Source organism: Neotabrizicola paludis (assembly GCF_044142105.1).
GTDB lineage: Bacteria > Pseudomonadota > Alphaproteobacteria > Rhodobacterales > Rhodobacteraceae > Pseudogemmobacter.
Genome location: NZ_JBGTYM010000001.1, coordinates 739,807 through 754,355 on the forward strand (window position 1 = coordinate 739,807; position 14,549 = coordinate 754,355).

Genomic DNA, 14,549 nt, shown 5'->3' on the forward strand with positions numbered 1-14,549 from the left:
CGCTAAACACCGCCGCACGGTTGGGGCGTCGCCAAGTGGTAAGGCAGCGGTTTTTGGTACCGCCATTCCCAGGTTCGAATCCTGGCGCCCCAGCCAACTTCCACACAACATGCAGATGCGACGCCAAGGCGTTGATATGCGGGGCCTTCCTCGCCCCGCACCGCTTGTTCAGCGCCGCGCCAGCGCTTCGGCCAGAAGGCCGGACACCAGATTGCCCGGCACGTCTTCGGCCACGAAGGCCTGACCGATGCCGCGCGCCAGGATGAAGCGCAGCCTGCCATCCACCACTTTCTTGTCCTGCGCCATCAGCGCCATCAGCGCCTCGGGTCCTGGCAGGTCGCCCGGAATATCCGCCAGATCGACCTTCATCCCCATGGCGCGCAGATGGGCGCGGACCCGGCTGGGCGCTTCCTGCGCACAGAGGCCCAGCCGCTGCGACAGCTCGAAAGCCAAGGCGCAACCGATGGCCACCCCCTCGCCATGCAAGAGCCGGTCGCCATATCCTGTCGCCTTTTCAAGCGCGTGACAGAAGGTATGGCCCAGATTCAGAAGGGCGCGCTCGCCTTCTTCGGTCTCGTCGCGCTCGACGATTCCGGCCTTCATCTCGACCGAGCGGGTCACGGCCCGCAGCCGAGCGGTCCGGTCGCTGGCCAGGATCGGACCGGCCTTTTCCAGCCAATCGAAGAAATCGGCATCACCCAGCAGCCCGTATTTCACCACCTCACCATACCCGGCCAGAAAATCGCGCGGCGGAAGCGTTTCCAGCACGCCGATATCGGCCAGCACCAGCGAAGGCTGGTGGAAGCTTCCAACAAGATTCTTGCCCTGCGCGGTGTTGATGCCGGTCTTGCCGCCCACACTGGAATCGACCTGTGCCAGAAGGGTCGTCGGGATCTGCACGAAGCGCACCCCCCGTCGCAGCACTGCGGCCGCGAAGCCGACAAGATCGCCGATCACGCCACCGCCAAGAGCGATGACCACATCCTTGCGCTCGACCTTGGCCTCCAGCAGCCATTCGACGCAGCGCGCGAACTGGGACCAACCCTTGGTCCCCTCGCCGGGCGGCAGGGCCAGCGATTGTACCGCGATGCCCTCGGCCGCCAAAGCGGCCTCGAGCGCAGGCAGATGTGCCGCGGCCACGGTCTCATCCGTCACCACCGCCACGCGTTTGCGCCGCAGCAAGGGCGCGATCTCGGCCCCCGCGCGCGCGACCAGCCCGGTGCCGATGCGCACCTCATAGCTGCGCTCGCCCAGGTTCACCGGCACCGTGTTCAGCATGTCCTACTCCGCTTTCAGCACATCCGGCCGGGTCTTCAGCGCTTCGATCACCCGGACCGCCATCTGTTCGACCGAGTATTCGGGCGCGGCATCCACTGCAAGATCGGCCAGGGCATAGACGGGCACCCGCATCTCGTAGAGCTTGCGCAGCGTCTCGCGCGGGTTGGCGGTCCGCAAAAGCGGCCGCGTGTTCTTGTGCCGAACCCGTTGCCACAAAAGGTCAAGGTCGACTCGCAACCAGACCGAAACACCTGCCGCACGAATCTGGTCTCGGTTGCGCTCCGACATGAAGGCACCGCCGCCGGTCGACAGCACGCAGGGCGTGCCCCGAAGTAGCCGCCCGATCACCTCGGCCTCGCGGTCGCGGAAAAAGGGTTCGCCATCGCGTTCGAAGATCTCGGGAATGGTGGCATTGGCGGCCCGAACAATCTCTTCGTCCGAATCAAGGCATTGCACCTTGAGCAGCCGCGCCAGCGCCGCCCCCACAGCGCTTTTTCCAGCGCCCATCATCCCAACCATCACAACGGTCTTTTGCAGCCGAAGCATCACCCTTCACCTTGTCGTGAAGCCCCGGGCGCTGCACTGCCGAACCGGCGCTTTTCTCCCCTCAATGGCGTGATCTTCGCCGGAAAGCCATATATATTCGCACGCGAAGCAGGGGAACCCGGCCCGGTGAAAGGTCAGGACCCCTGAACGCGGACCGAGCCGCCGGCACGGGGCCGCGAGGCGACAACAGTGCAGGCAAGGCACGGGCAGGACGGGAACAGAACGGATGGGACGTATTTTCAAGGCTTTGATCGTGCTGGCGATTATCGGATTCGCCGGGCTGACGGCCTTTGCCTATCTGGGCGATCTGACCCCGGCGCAGAACGAGGTGAAGAAACCCGTGGTGCTGAATGCCGATTAGGCTTGCCCCGCCCGCACTGGTGCTGCTGGTCTCTGCTGCGCCCGTGCTGGCGGCGGGGGGCGATCCTCTATCCGCGATCGACTGGCTGTCGCAATCGGTGACCGCGCCGCCCACGACACCCGCCGCCGTGCCGGTCGCAGTGCCGAACGAGCCGCCGGTCAGCAAGGGGGGCGCCCTGCCCGCCGCTGTGGCGACAACGCCGCTTGATGCCGCCTCGCCCGATGCGGTCGGGCTGATCGCGCCTGCCGTCTCGGGCCTGCCGCGCAATCTCTGGGGCGCGGGCCGGACGGAAGAGATCGGTCGCGCCCTTACCGACGACCGGATGGACAGCCTTCCCGCCCTGCGCCAGTTGTTCCTGACGGTGCTGCTGGCCGAGGCCACGCCCCCCGCAGATGCGGGCACAACCGGGCGGTTGCTGCAGTTGCGCATCGACAAGCTGCTGGCCCTGGGCGCGCTGGAACAGGCCGCGGCGTTGATCGACATTGCCGGGGCCGAGACGCCCGAGCTGTTCCGCCGCGCCTTCGACATCGCGCTTCTGACCGGCGACGAGAACCGGGCCTGCGAGACGATGCAGGCCGCGCCCGGGCTGGCGCCCACCTTCCAGGCCCGCGTTTTCTGTCTTGCGCGGGCGGGGGAATGGGACGCCGCGGCGCTGACCCTGCAAACCGCCGCCGCGCTGGGGCAGGTCTCCGAAGCACAGGCAGATCTTCTGGCGCGATTCCTTGACCCCGCCTTGGCCGAGGGCCAGTCGATGCTGCCGCCGCCCAGTCCGGTGACGCCGCTTGACTGGAAAATCTACGAAGCCGTCGGCGAGACGCTTCCGACCGCGAGCCTGCCCGTGGCCTTTGCCTATGCCGAGATTTCCGACACGGCGGGCTGGAAGGCGCAGATCGAGGCCGCCGAGCGTTTGACGCGGGCCGGAACCATCGCGCCCAATGTGCTGCTTGGCCTTTACACCCAGCGCGACGCCGCCGCTTCGGGCGGGGTCTGGGACCGGGTGGATGCCTTTCAAGAATTCGACGCAGCGCTGCGCAGTGGCGATACTGACCGGATCGCGCAGACCCTGCCACCGGTCTGGGCGCGGATGCAGGAGGTCGAGCTGGAAGTGCCCTTCGCCATGCTCTTCGGCAAACAATTGGCCGAGGTGCCGCTGACCGGCGATGCCGCAGCCATTGCCTTTCGCGTGGGTCTTCTGTCGCCGGGCTACGAAGCCATCGCCGCGGCGCACAAGCCGGCCGACGCGACCGAGGCTTTTCTTGCCGGTCTTGCCAACGGTAAGATCGACGGGCTGACCGCCCCGGACAGCATGGCGCGCGCAATTGCCCCCGCCTTCCTTGCGCCGGCACCGTCAGAACAGACCCGCGCGCTGATCCAGGGTGACCGTTTTGGTGAGGCGCTTCTGCTGGCCATCGAGGAAGTGGCGCGCGGGGTCGAGGGCAATCTTCAGGGCGTGACGCAGGGCCTATCGCTCCTGCGGATGGTGCGGCTGGAAGGGGTCGCGCGGCGCACGGCGCTGCAATTGATGATCCTGGAGCGACGCGGCTGATGGCCGCGCCCGCAACCGCCGAAGCATGGGTCTCCGCCTGGCTGGACGCGCTGGCCGCCGAGGCCGGTGCCGCGATGAACACGCGGCTGTCCTATGGCCGCGACGCGCTGGATTTCATCGGCTGGGCGGACCGCAAGGGTCATGCGCTGGCCAGCGTGACCCGGGCCGGGATCGAGGACTACCTGATCTTCTGCGATGCGCAGGGCCTGTCCAAGGCCACCCGCGCGCGCCGCCTTTCCGCGATCCGGGGCCTCTTCCGCTTTGCCTTCGACGAGGGTTGGCGCGCCGACAACCCCGCCTTGCGCATCTCGGGCCCCGGTCGCGCGCAGCGGCTGCCCAAAACCCTGTCGCCGCAGGACTGCACCCTTCTGATCGAGGCGGCCCGCGCCCATGGCAAGACGCCTGCCGAGCGTTTGCGCAACGCGGCGCTGATGGAATTGCTATATGCGACGGGCCTGCGGGTGACCGAACTGGTCAGCCTGCCACAGTCGGCGCTCCGGGGCGATCCGCGCATGATCCTCGTGCGGGGCAAGGGCGACAAGGAACGGCTGGTGCCGCTGTCGGCCCCGGCCCGCGCTGCGGCACAGGCCTGGCTGGCCGAGCTTGACAGCCAGGCCGAGGCGCTGCGCAAATCGGGAGAGGCAGTGCCGAAACACCTCTTTCCCGGCTCCGGCAAGGCGGGGCATCTGAGCCGACAGGCTTTCTTCCTGCTGCTGAAAGCCTTCGCACTGGACGCCGGAATCAATCCGGCCCAGGTCACGCCGCACGTGCTGCGCCATGCCTTCGCGACGCATCTGTTGCAAGGCGGTGCCGATCTGCGGGTGATCCAGACGCTGCTTGGCCATGCCGATGTCGCGACGACCGAGATTTACACGCATGTGCTGGACGAACATCTGCGCGATCTGGTGCTGACCCACCACCCGCTTGCGCACAAACCGAAATCCCGCCCATAAGGGCCCGTTCCCCTTGCATTTTCCTGACAAGAAAGCCCGTTTAGACCCGCCATGGACACCGCCTTCTGGATCACCACCGCCGCCATCCTTGCCCTGATCCTGGCTTCCGCATTCTTCTCGGGCTCGGAAACCGCGCTGACGGCAGCCTCGCGTGCCAAGCTCAAGACCCAGGCCGACAAGGGATCGGTCGGCGCAGGCGCGGCGATGAAGCTGACTGAAGATCGCGAACGCCTTATCGGCGCCCTGCTTCTGGGCAATAATGTCGTCAACATCCTGTCCTCGGCGCTGGCCACGGCGCTGCTGACCCGGCTCTTCGGCGACAGCGGCGTGGCGCTGGCGACGCTGGTGATGACGGCCTTGGTGCTGATCTTCGGCGAAGTCATGCCCAAGACGCTTGCAATCACCTATCCCGAGACCGTTGCCTCGCGTGTGTCACCAATCATCCGTATCCTGACCTTCCTTCTGGCGCCCATCGTCGCCCTGGTGCAGGTCCTGGTGCGGTTTCTCTTGCGCCTTTTCGGCGTCAAGACCAATCCCGAGGACAATCCGCTGGCCCTGCGCGAGGAGATCGTCGGCGCCATCGCGCTTGGCCATTCCGAGGGCGCGGTGGAAAAGGAAGACCGCGACCGTCTTTTGGGCGCGCTGGATCTGGGCGAGCGTACGGTGGACGAGATCATGCGCCACCGCCGCCAGATCGAAATGCTCGATGCCGACCAGCCGCCCGGCGCGCTGCTGACGCAGGTGCTCGGCTCACCCCACACGCGCCTGCCGGTCTATCGCGGGTCGGATGACAATATCCTGGGCGTCGTCCATGCCAAGGACCTCCTGCGCGAGGTGGACCGGCTGGTCCGCGGCGAGACACCCGAGGGGCTGGAGGCTCTGGACATCGCCAAGGTGGCGATGAAGCCCTATTTCATTCCCGAAACCACCAGCCTTGACGAACAGATGCGCGAATTCCTTAAGCGACGCACCCATTTCGCGCTGGTCGTCGATGAGTATGGCGGCTTGCAGGGCCTGATCACGCTGGAGGACATCCTTGAAGAGATCGTCGGTGAGATCACCGACGAACATGACGTGGTCTCACGCGAGGGCAGCCTGTCCCAGGCTGAGGATGGCGCCTATCTGGTCGATGGCGCGATGACGATCCGCGACCTGAACCGCGCGACCGACTGGCAATTGCCGGATGACGAGGCCAATACGATCGCGGGTCTGGTGATCCATGAGGCGATGATGATCCCGGCCGAGGGCCAGGTCTTCAGCTTCCACGGCTTCCGCTTCGAAGTGGTGACACGGCGCGAGAACCGGATCACCAAGTTGAAGATCCGCCCGCTCTGACCTTGGGTCAGATGATGTCGATGGCGTTGGACAGGCCGTTCAAGGTTGTCACTCCGGCGAGGAAGATCGTGCCACTGCTGCCGAAATCGAGCAGGACGCCATTCCCGGTAACGGTGGCATAGCTCTCCACGACTTCCACCTTGGTCAAAGCGGCATTGCTCCACAGCCCGTCGTCCAGCGCGAGCCGATCCCCATCTGCCAGTTTGAAATCGGTAACCAGGTCGCTGCCTGTCGCGGCATAGAATTCGAATCTGTCCGCCCCGGGCCCGCCGGTCAGCGTGTCATTGCCGCCGACGCCGACCAGGCGGTCATTGCCCCAACCTCCATCGACAAGGTCATTGCCCTGATTGCCGAACAGCGTGTCATGGCCGGGGCCGCCGTAAATCTGGTCGTTGCCGGCATCGCCGCCGATCAGGTCGTTGCCATCGAGCCCCCAGATCCGGTCGTTGCCGGCCTGCCCGACGATCAGGTTTCCGGCGGCATTGCCAGCGAGGATGTTGTCGGCCCCGTTTCCGGTCAGCGACAGGGCATTGGTGCCCAGAAGCTGGCCGCGATGGATACCTGTGCCAAGCGTCAGCGACCCTGAGGCATAGAAGATGTTGCCATCGACAATATCGAGCTTCACGTTGCCAAGGCTCATATCGACCGTGGCGGTGAATGTGATGCCTTCGGCCGTCCGGCCAGTGACGCCGACCGCGCCCGTCGCCGAGGTGCCGATGGAATAGCCCCCCGCCGCGGCGGTGACCGTCGTGGCATCACCAAGCGCAAACAGCGCGCCGCCCTTGCCTTCGCCGAGGCTGTAGAACTTGTCTGCATTCAAGTCACTATAGACCACGCCGGTCAGGTAGCGCGGTGTCCCCGACGTGCCGAAAAGTTCGGTCAGCATCGACGCATTCCAGTTTGTGCCGCCTTGCAGGAACCGGCCCTGCTCGCGGCTGAGCCCGATTTCGCGGAAGGAATCGTTCAGCAGGTTGACCCGGTGGCCCGCACTGCGGAACAGGCCTTCGTGATGCGACAGGACCATGCCAACCGCATCCTGGGCCGCGGCGGTCGTGCCGCGCCAGGAGATGTTCTCGCCGATGGTGCGCCAGTTATAGCCCGCGTCGGTTGCGCGGTCCCAGGGTTGCGAGCCGCCCGCGCCGGTATGGCTGAAGATATCCGCATTCAGCATCCAGACGGAATGTAGCCGCGCCGCTTCTTCCAGCAGTGCATTCGGTGCCAGCACCTGGCGAGAGCCGCCCGAAAGCGTACCAGCCGCCAGTCCAGCATTGAGGTCGATGCCATAGCGCGCAGCTTCTCCCATCGGATCAAGCCGCGCCCGGTTGATCAGTTCCAGCAGGACTTGCTCGTCGGCAGTCAGGGTCATGGCAGGGCTCGCGGCAGCGGGACAGGGCTGCACCTTCTGTCCCGATTGCGGCGGTGAAATGTCCCGCGCGTGCCCTTGTGCGGGCAAAGCGCGAAGAAGCCCCTAGCGCTTTCCGAAAAGTGTACCCAGAACCCCGCGTACGATGGCCTGACCCGACTTGGTGCCAAGCTGACGGGCAAAGCTCTTGGCGAAAGCTTCGGTCACCGAATCCGACCGGCGCGCGGAGGTGGTCGATTTCTGCGCCACGGGTTTTGCCCGCCCCCCGTCATAGCGCCGGGCATGGCTGAAACCGTCATCGGCCACGACGGTCCCGCCGCTTGCGCCATCGTCTTCGGGGTCCTTGGCGGCGCGCGCCGCCTTCTCGGATCGTGCCCGCAGCTTCTCCCAGGCGCTTTCGCGGTCGACAAGGGTGTCATATTTTCCCGCGACAGGAGAGCCAGCCATCGCCGCCGCGCGCGCCTGCGGATCGGCCGGGCCAAGGCGGCTGGAAGGCGGGCGCACCAGCGTGCGCTCGGCCATGCCTGGGATGCCCTTCAGTTCCAGGAACGAGGTCACCGCCTCTCCCGTTCCGACATCGCGGATCGCATCCTCGATCTTGAACCGGGGATTGGGCCGATAGGTCTCGGCCGCAAGGCGCAGGTCCTTCTGATCCTTGGCGGTAAAGGCCCGCAGGGCATGCTGCACCCGGTTGCCCAACTGGCCCAGGATCGCCTCGGGCACATCCGCCGGGTTCTGGGTGATGAAATAGACGCCGACGCCCTTCGAGCGGATCAGTCGCGCCACCTGTTCCACCTTGGCGACCAGTGCCTTGGGCGCGTCGTCGAACAGCAGATGCGCCTCGTCGAAGAAGAAGACGAGCTTGGGCTTATCGGGGTCGCCCACTTCCGGCAGGGTCTCGAACAGTTCGGAAAGGAGCCAGAGCAGGAAGGTTGCGTAAAGCCGGGGCGAGTTCATCAGCCGGTCGCCGGCAAGGATGTTGATCCGGCCATCGCCATTCGCATCGGCCAGCATCAGATCGGCCAGGTCCAGCGCGGGTTCGCCAAAGAGCTTGGCCCCGCCCTCGTTCTCCAGCACCAGAAGTCGGCGCTGGATCGCGCCGACCGAATCCTTGCCGACCAGACCATAGCGGGCCGAAAGGTCTTCGGCATTCTCGGCCACGAAGGTCAGAAGCGCCTGAAGGTCCTTCATGTCGAGAAGCGGAAGGTTTTCCTCGTCCGACAGTCGGAAAGCGACGTTGAGGACGCCCTCCTGGGGCTCGGAAAGTTCCAGCAGGCGCGACAGCAGTAAGGGGCCCATCTCGGCCACCGTCGTGCGGATCGGATGGCCCTTTTCGCCAAAGAGATCCCAGAAGGTCACAGGGAAGGCGCGATAGCGCAGGTCAAGGCCGATGGTGGCGGCGCGTTTGGTGAAGGGCTCATGCAGCTTGCCCGATGGATCGCCCGCCTCGCAAAGCCCGGTGAGATCGCCCTTCACATCCGCCAGAAAAACCGGCACCCCGGCGGCGGCAAAGCCCTCGGCTAGAACCTGAAGCGTCACCGTCTTGCCCGTGCCGGTCGCCCCGGCGATCAGACCGTGGCGGTTGCCGAATTTCAGAAGCAGATCCTGCGGCACCGCATAGCCTTCGCCACCGCCGCCCACGAAGATATTGTCCACCGCACCCTGATCGCCCACTCTGCCCATCCCCCGGTCAAGACTTTGCCTGTGACGCCCGCCCGTCGCAGCAGCGCATCTGCCCTGAACATACATTCTTAAGCAGGTCCCGCCAGTCTTGTTCCCTTCTGCACACCTGCCGGCGACCAAGCGGCCCTTCCTCTTTGGCGATCTGGCCGCAGCATTGAAAATGTGCGGTTTTTTTTGATCTTTCGGTCAGTAACAGTCTTGAAAAATCCCGTTGACCTGCCATGAAAAGCGCAATAGCGTCCTGACATGAAGTCGGCCAGTCCGACAGGGAGCATAAGAAAAACGCGTGATCGCGCGATGAAAGGGCCGGTTTTCCGGCCCTTTTTTACATCTTTTGCCCAGAGGCCCGGTCACGCGCCCTCTCCGCCGATCACGCTTTTCCGACCTGACACCCGTGTCGCCCCATGCTAACACCGCCGCGACCCCGGGCAGCAACGACCCGGACCGTACAGGCCAAAAGGACCTTCGCGCGATGAAGACCAGACCGCTTCCGCTTCTTGCCCTGCTTGCCGCGCTTGCCACGCCGATGGCGGCGGCAGCTCAGGACGCCACGCCGACACCCGCTGACGGGGCGACCGTTCAGGCCGATGGCAGCTCGGCCGAAGGCCTGAGCATGGGGATCGAGGTGGGCAGCGCCGGGGCCAAGGTGGGCGACACCTACATCAAGGCCAAGTTCGATGCCTGGGAACAGCGCTGCATCAAGACGCAATCGGGCGCCGATCCCTGCCAGCTCTACCAGCTTCTGAAGGACAGCAACGGCAATTCGGTCGCCGAATTCTCGGTCTTCACCCTGCCGGAGGGCCAGACCGGCCCCGCCGCGGCCGGTGCGAACCTGATCGCGCCGCTGGAAACGCTGCTGACCGAAGGCCTGCGCCTGTCGATCGATGGCAGCAAGGAACGTGCCTATCCGTTCACCTTCTGCACCCAGATCGGCTGCGTCGCCCGTCTTGGCTTTACCGCCGAGGAAATGGCGATGTTCAAGAAAGGCGCCAAGGCCACGATGAGCATCGTGCCTTTCGTCGCGCCGGACCAGAAAGTGCTGCTCGATGTGTCGCTGAAGGGCTTCACAGCCGGGATGGATGCGGTCGCGGCCGACAACAAGGCGGCCGATGCCGCCGACAAGGCAGCAGCGCCGACACCGACGCCGGCTCCCTGATCGCCTAACCCCCGATGGCCTAGACGGCGCGCAGCGCCAGAACGGCGTTGAGTCCGCCAAAGGCGAAGGCATTCGACAGCGCCGCGCCCACAGGGGCGCGGCGCGCTTCGTTTGGAACATGGTCCAGATCGCAATCCGGGTCGGGCGTGGTCAGGCCCAGGGTCGGCGCCACGATGCCGTCCCGCAGCGCCATCAGGCAGGCCAAAAGCTCGATCGCGCCGGTTGCCCCGATGGCATGGCCATGCGCCGCCTTGGTGGAACTGACCATCAACCCTTGCGCCTTGGGTCCGAAAACCTCTTTGATCGCAGCCACTTCCACCCTGTCGTTCACGGCGGTACCCGTGCCATGGGCGTTGATATAGCAGATGTCATCGGGTGCAAGCCGCGCTTCTGCCATCGCCTGCCGCATCGCGGCCACCGCGCCCTCGCCGCTTGGAACGACGATATCGCCTGCGTCCGCAGTCATGCCAAAACCTACGATCTCGGCTAGGGCAATGGCCCCGCGCGCCGCGGCCTGTCCGGCTTCTTCCAGCACGAAGACCGCCGCACCCTCGCCCATCACCATGCCATTGCGCCTGGCATCGAAGGGGCGGCAGCCATCGGGGGACAGGACGCGCAAGCCTTCCCAGGCCTTCACGCCGCCGAAACAGAGCATGGCCTCGGCCCCACCCGCCAGCATCGCGGGGGTCGCGCCGTCGCGGATCATGCGGAAGGCCAGACCGATGGCGTGGTTGGACGAGGCACAGGCCGAGGACAGGGCGAAAGAAGGCCCGCGCAAGCCGTGGCGCATCGAGACCAGCGAGGCGGGCGCGTTCAGCATCAGCCGGGGCACGGTGAGCGGCGGCACTCGGGTCTTTCCTCCCTCGAATACCGCGCGATAGCTGTCTTCCCAAGTGCCGATGCCACCCGCCGCACTGCCGATCACCACGCCGGTTTCAGGCCCGATCCCGGGCCCGGCCATCGTCAGCGCCTCTTGCGAGGCCGTCAAAGCGAATTGTGAGAAACGGTCGGCAAGGGTCAGATCCCGTGCGGAAAAATGGCCTTCGGGCGGCCAGTCCGCAACCTGGGCGCCAATGCGGATCGCCAGCCTATCGGCATCAGGAAAAACCAAAGGCCCGATACCGGATCGCGCGCCAGCCAGCGCCGCCAACGTGCCCGGCACATCCTTTGCCAAAGCGTTCACCGTGCCCGCCCCGGTGATGACGACCCGTCTCATGCGTTTTTCCGCGCCACCAATGTGCTGACGGCGCGGATGATGCTTTCAACACTTTCTGCGTCGAAGGCCGGGGCTTCGGAGGGATCGGCAGGGTCAAAGGGGATGGCGATGTCGAATTCTTCCTCGATGGCGAAGATCGCCTCGACCAGACCCAGACTGTCCAAACCAAGGCTTTCAACCGTTGCCTCGACGGCGATGTCCTGCGGCGAGATCAGGGCCTGCGCCGCAAGGATGCCGATCACCTTTTCCGCAATCTCCCCGTTCATGCGCCCCCCGGACCTTCCGCCCGCTAGCCCTTGTCCAGATCCGGCATCAGGGACTTCTCGATCTCACCCACCCGCGCTGCCAGCCGCGGCAGGCGCCGCAGCGCCTTTTGCATCTCGACATGGGTTTCCATCCTGACCGCAGGATAGCCCAGCAACACCCGGCCAGCCGGGGCATTCGTCAGGATCTTGGTCGCTCCACCTGCGATCACGTCATCGCCGATGAAGATATTGTCACTGACGCCACACTGGCCGCCCAGCACCACCCGGTCGCCGATCCGCGCCGATCCGGCGATGCCGACCTGACCGCAGAGCAGACAGTCGCGCCCGACTTGGACGTTGTGGCCGACATGAACAAGGTTATCGAGCTTGCTGCCAGCGCCGATCACGGTATCGCGCACCGTGCCGCGGTCGATGCAGGCATTTGCGCCGATCTCTACGTCATCGCCAATGGTTACGGCGCCAAGCGAATGGATCCGCGTCCAGTTTTGCGCACGGATTTCCGCCCGCGCCCCCAGGGTCTCGCGAATTTCCTCGACCCCTGATTTCTCGGGCGTCACGAAAGAAAACCCGTCCGCGCCGATCACGGCGCCGGGCTGGCAGATGAAGCGGTCGCCGATGCGCACCCGCGCGCCGATCCGCGCACCGTGCAGGATCAGGGCCTCAGCCCCGATCTGCGCGCCCTCGGCGATCGAGACATGGCTGGCGATCCGCGCGCCGGGGCCGATCCTCACGCCCGCGCCGATGGTGACGAAGGGGCCGATCGCCGCACCCTCGCCGATCTCGGCCGTTGCGTCGATCACCGTCATGACATGGAGACCGGGCGCGATGTCCGGGCCGGGATCCATCATCCGGCTCAGGCCCGCCATCGCAAGGCGGCCGCGCGGCGCGAAGATCGCGGCCTTCAGCCCCATGCCGCGCCAATCTGCCCCGGGCCAGAGGATCGCGGCACGCGCCTGACCCTTGGCCATGCCTTCGCCATAGCGCGGGTCCATCGCCAGGGCGAGTTGGTCCGGCCCGGCCACCTGCGGTTCGGATGCGCCAGTGACGGTCAGGTCAAGCTCGCCTTCGGCCTCGGCGCCCAAGGCGGCGGCGATGTCGCGGATGCTATGGGCCATGGAACCTCCGGTCAGGCCGCAAGGAGGCCTGCGGCGGGGCAGAGTCTTAGCCCGAAACCGGCCCCAGTGCCACCCCGGCATCCTTCAGCGCCTCCCACAGCTTGGCGTCGCGGCCATAGACATCGCGACGATAGCCCATGCGGCCCTTCGCCTCGGGGTAAGCGGTGAAGTAGACCAGATGAATCGGAATGGTTTTCTCAAACTTCACAATAGTTTCCCGGCCGGTCTTCAAATCGGCCTCGAACTCTTCCTCGGCATTGTCGGTCTGAACCGACAGCAGTGCATGGGCCAGATCGAACGGGTCGGCCACGCGGATGCAGCCATGCGAAAAGGCGCGTACATCCTCTTTGAACAGGGATTTCGACGGCGTATCATGCAGATAGATGTTGTATTGATTGGGAAACATGAACTTCACCTTCCCCAGCGCGTTGCCATCCGACGGCGGCTGGCGCAGGGCAAAGGGGAAGGTCTTGGCGCTGTAGGCGGCAAAGTTCACCGCGCCACGCGGCACCACCCGGCCCTTGCCATCGACGACCTGCAAATGGCCGACAGCATTCGGATTGCGTTGCAGCAGAGGCAGGTATTCCTTGACGGTGATCGAGCGCGGCACCCCCCAGGACGGGTTGATGACCATATAGGCCATCTGGTCGGAGAATTCGGGGCTACGCTGGTCAGGGACGTTCTTGCCGATCACGACGCGGGTGCGAAAGACCGTGCGGCCATGGTCCACGATACGGGCGGTGAAATCGGGCTCGTTCACCCAGATGTGCCGCTCGGTCCGGTCGATGTCCATCCAGCGCTCGCGCTCCATGGCGACGATCACCGATGCCAGACGGTCTTCGGCCGAAAGGTTGATCTCGCGCAACGTCCCCTCGCCCGCAACACCATCGGCGGGCAGGCCATGGGCGAGCTGGAACGCCTGGACGGCGCCCTGGATCGCGCGGTCATAGCTGGCCGCTGCGCTGCGCGACATGTACCCCATGCGCACCAGCCGGTCGCGCAGGGCGATGACGCGGTCACCGGTGTCGCCCGGCTTCAAAGACCCGCCCGGCACCGTCGCCCCCCAATCGCCATTGGCCAGCGCGGCCTCGAGGGTGAATTTCGCTTTCATCAACTGGGCATAGACGTCGCTCTTCGGCACAAAGCCCTGCAGCACCGCGACCGGATCGCCGCCCGCGATCGCCGCCATCAGCAGCGCGGGATCGGCATGGGTGATCTCGCGCACGATGGTGGCGTCGATCTTCTTCGGTTCCAACATACCCGAGGTAAGATCGCCCGCCCAGGTCAGATAGGCCTTGGACATGGCCACTTCCAGCCGGCCCAGATCGCCTTCGGTCTGGGCGCTGCGGAAGGCGGCCTTCAGACCCTCGGCATCATAGCGCGCGGGCGGCAGGCCGTGATCATTGGCCGTCGCAAGGGCCGCGAACAGCGCGGCACGGCGGTCGGCATCCTGCGCGCCGGTCCAGAGCGTCGCGTAATCATGGCTGCGGTAGAAAGCGGCGATGGCCTCGTCCGCACCCGCCGCCGCAGCCAGGGATTGTGCAAAGGCCGATGGCCCCGCCGCCCAGGCCGCCGCACCCCCCAATGGGGCTGACAGGACCATCAGCGCCGAAAAAGCCACCGTGCCAACCAGACGGCCAAGCTTGCGGCGCAGCGGCCGGAGAGAGTGGGACGGGGCGGCGGCAGCGACGGAAAAACTCATCCAATCCTCGGAAAATTCAGCGCAATTGC

The 14,549-nt window shown here is 65.6% G+C and carries 13 protein-coding genes and 1 tRNA gene; 6 read left to right on the top strand and 8 right to left on the bottom strand.

Annotation, left to right across the window (positions count from 1 at the left end):
* Window positions 1-21 precede the first annotated feature (21 nt).
* Window positions 22-96: transfer RNA gene (locus ACED67_RS03510), tRNA-Gln, on the top strand.
* A 72-nt stretch (window positions 97-168) separates the two neighbouring features.
* Here the strand turns inward: ACED67_RS03510 and aroB are convergent.
* Both aroB and ACED67_RS03520 read right to left on the bottom strand, forming a co-directional pair.
* A complete protein-coding gene (gene aroB / locus ACED67_RS03515; protein WP_395540143.1) occupies window positions 169-1,278 on the bottom strand; it encodes a 3-dehydroquinate synthase in 1,110 nt (369 codons plus the stop codon).
* Window positions 1,279-1,281: 3 nt separating this feature from the next.
* Window positions 1,282-1,827, bottom strand: coding sequence for a shikimate kinase (locus ACED67_RS03520; protein WP_395540144.1), 546 nt, complete (start codon window positions 1,825-1,827; stop codon window positions 1,282-1,284).
* 223 nt (window positions 1,828-2,050) lie between these two features.
* Here ACED67_RS03520 and ACED67_RS03525 point away from each other — a divergent pair, with 223 nt between their 5' ends.
* From ACED67_RS03525 to ACED67_RS03540, 4 genes are read left to right on the top strand one after another with little or no spacing between them, the layout of a single operon-like run.
* On the top strand, window positions 2,051-2,185 hold the full coding sequence (locus ACED67_RS03525) for a hypothetical protein (protein WP_395540145.1): 135 nt from the start codon (window positions 2,051-2,053) through the stop codon (window positions 2,183-2,185).
* Complete coding sequence (locus tag ACED67_RS03530; protein WP_395540146.1) at window positions 2,175-3,731, top strand: hypothetical protein; 1,557 nt, start codon at window positions 2,175-2,177, stop codon at window positions 3,729-3,731. The genes ACED67_RS03525 and ACED67_RS03530 overlap by 11 nt, the downstream gene beginning before the upstream one ends.
* Window positions 3,731-4,684, top strand: a complete 954-nt coding sequence (locus ACED67_RS03535) for a tyrosine recombinase (protein WP_395540147.1) — start codon at window positions 3,731-3,733, stop codon at window positions 4,682-4,684. The genes ACED67_RS03530 and ACED67_RS03535 overlap by 1 nt, the downstream gene beginning before the upstream one ends.
* Window positions 4,685-4,735: 51 nt before the next feature.
* Window positions 4,736-6,019 carry an HlyC/CorC family transporter gene (locus ACED67_RS03540; RefSeq protein ID WP_395540148.1) on the top strand — a complete coding sequence of 428 codons (1,284 nt, stop codon included), beginning with the start codon at window positions 4,736-4,738 and terminating at the stop codon, window positions 6,017-6,019.
* Window positions 6,020-6,026: 7 nt separating this feature from the next.
* Here the strand turns inward: ACED67_RS03540 and ACED67_RS03545 are convergent, their stop codons facing one another.
* Window positions 6,027-7,385: a CAP domain-containing protein gene (locus ACED67_RS03545; RefSeq protein ID WP_395540149.1), complete on the bottom strand. Its 1,359-nt coding sequence runs from the start codon at window positions 7,383-7,385 to the stop codon at window positions 6,027-6,029.
* Window positions 7,386-7,487: 102 nt separating this feature from the next.
* The gene (locus tag ACED67_RS03550; protein WP_395540150.1) at window positions 7,488-9,056 is read right to left on the bottom strand and encodes a helicase HerA-like domain-containing protein; all 1,569 of its coding nucleotides are present in this window, start codon (window positions 9,054-9,056) and stop codon (window positions 7,488-7,490) included.
* A 481-nt stretch (window positions 9,057-9,537) separates the two neighbouring features.
* Here ACED67_RS03550 and ACED67_RS03555 point away from each other — a divergent pair, with 481 nt between their 5' ends.
* Window positions 9,538-10,221 carry an invasion associated locus B family protein gene (locus ACED67_RS03555; protein ID WP_395540151.1) on the top strand — a complete coding sequence of 228 codons (684 nt, stop codon included), beginning with the start codon at window positions 9,538-9,540 and terminating at the stop codon, window positions 10,219-10,221.
* 19 nt (window positions 10,222-10,240) lie between these two features.
* Here ACED67_RS03555 and ACED67_RS03560 read toward each other — a convergent pair whose 3' ends face one another.
* From ACED67_RS03560 to ACED67_RS03575, 4 genes are read right to left on the bottom strand one after another with little or no spacing between them, the layout of a single operon-like run.
* Window positions 10,241-11,437 (bottom strand): beta-ketoacyl-[acyl-carrier-protein] synthase family protein, encoded by a 1,197-nt coding sequence (locus ACED67_RS03560; protein ID WP_395540152.1) that lies wholly within the window; start codon window positions 11,435-11,437, stop codon window positions 10,241-10,243.
* Window positions 11,434-11,703 (bottom strand): phosphopantetheine-binding protein, encoded by a 270-nt coding sequence (locus ACED67_RS03565; RefSeq protein WP_395540153.1) that lies wholly within the window; start codon window positions 11,701-11,703, stop codon window positions 11,434-11,436. Before ACED67_RS03565 ends, ACED67_RS03560 begins: the two co-directional genes overlap by 4 nt.
* 23 nt (window positions 11,704-11,726) lie before the next feature.
* Window positions 11,727-12,818: a UDP-3-O-(3-hydroxymyristoyl)glucosamine N-acyltransferase gene (gene lpxD / locus ACED67_RS03570; protein ID WP_395540154.1), complete on the bottom strand. Its 1,092-nt coding sequence runs from the start codon at window positions 12,816-12,818 to the stop codon at window positions 11,727-11,729.
* A 46-nt stretch (window positions 12,819-12,864) separates the two neighbouring features.
* On the bottom strand, window positions 12,865-14,520 hold the full coding sequence (locus ACED67_RS03575) for a L,D-transpeptidase family protein (protein ID WP_395540155.1): 1,656 nt from the start codon (window positions 14,518-14,520) through the stop codon (window positions 12,865-12,867).
* Window positions 14,521-14,549: the final 29 nt, after the last annotated feature.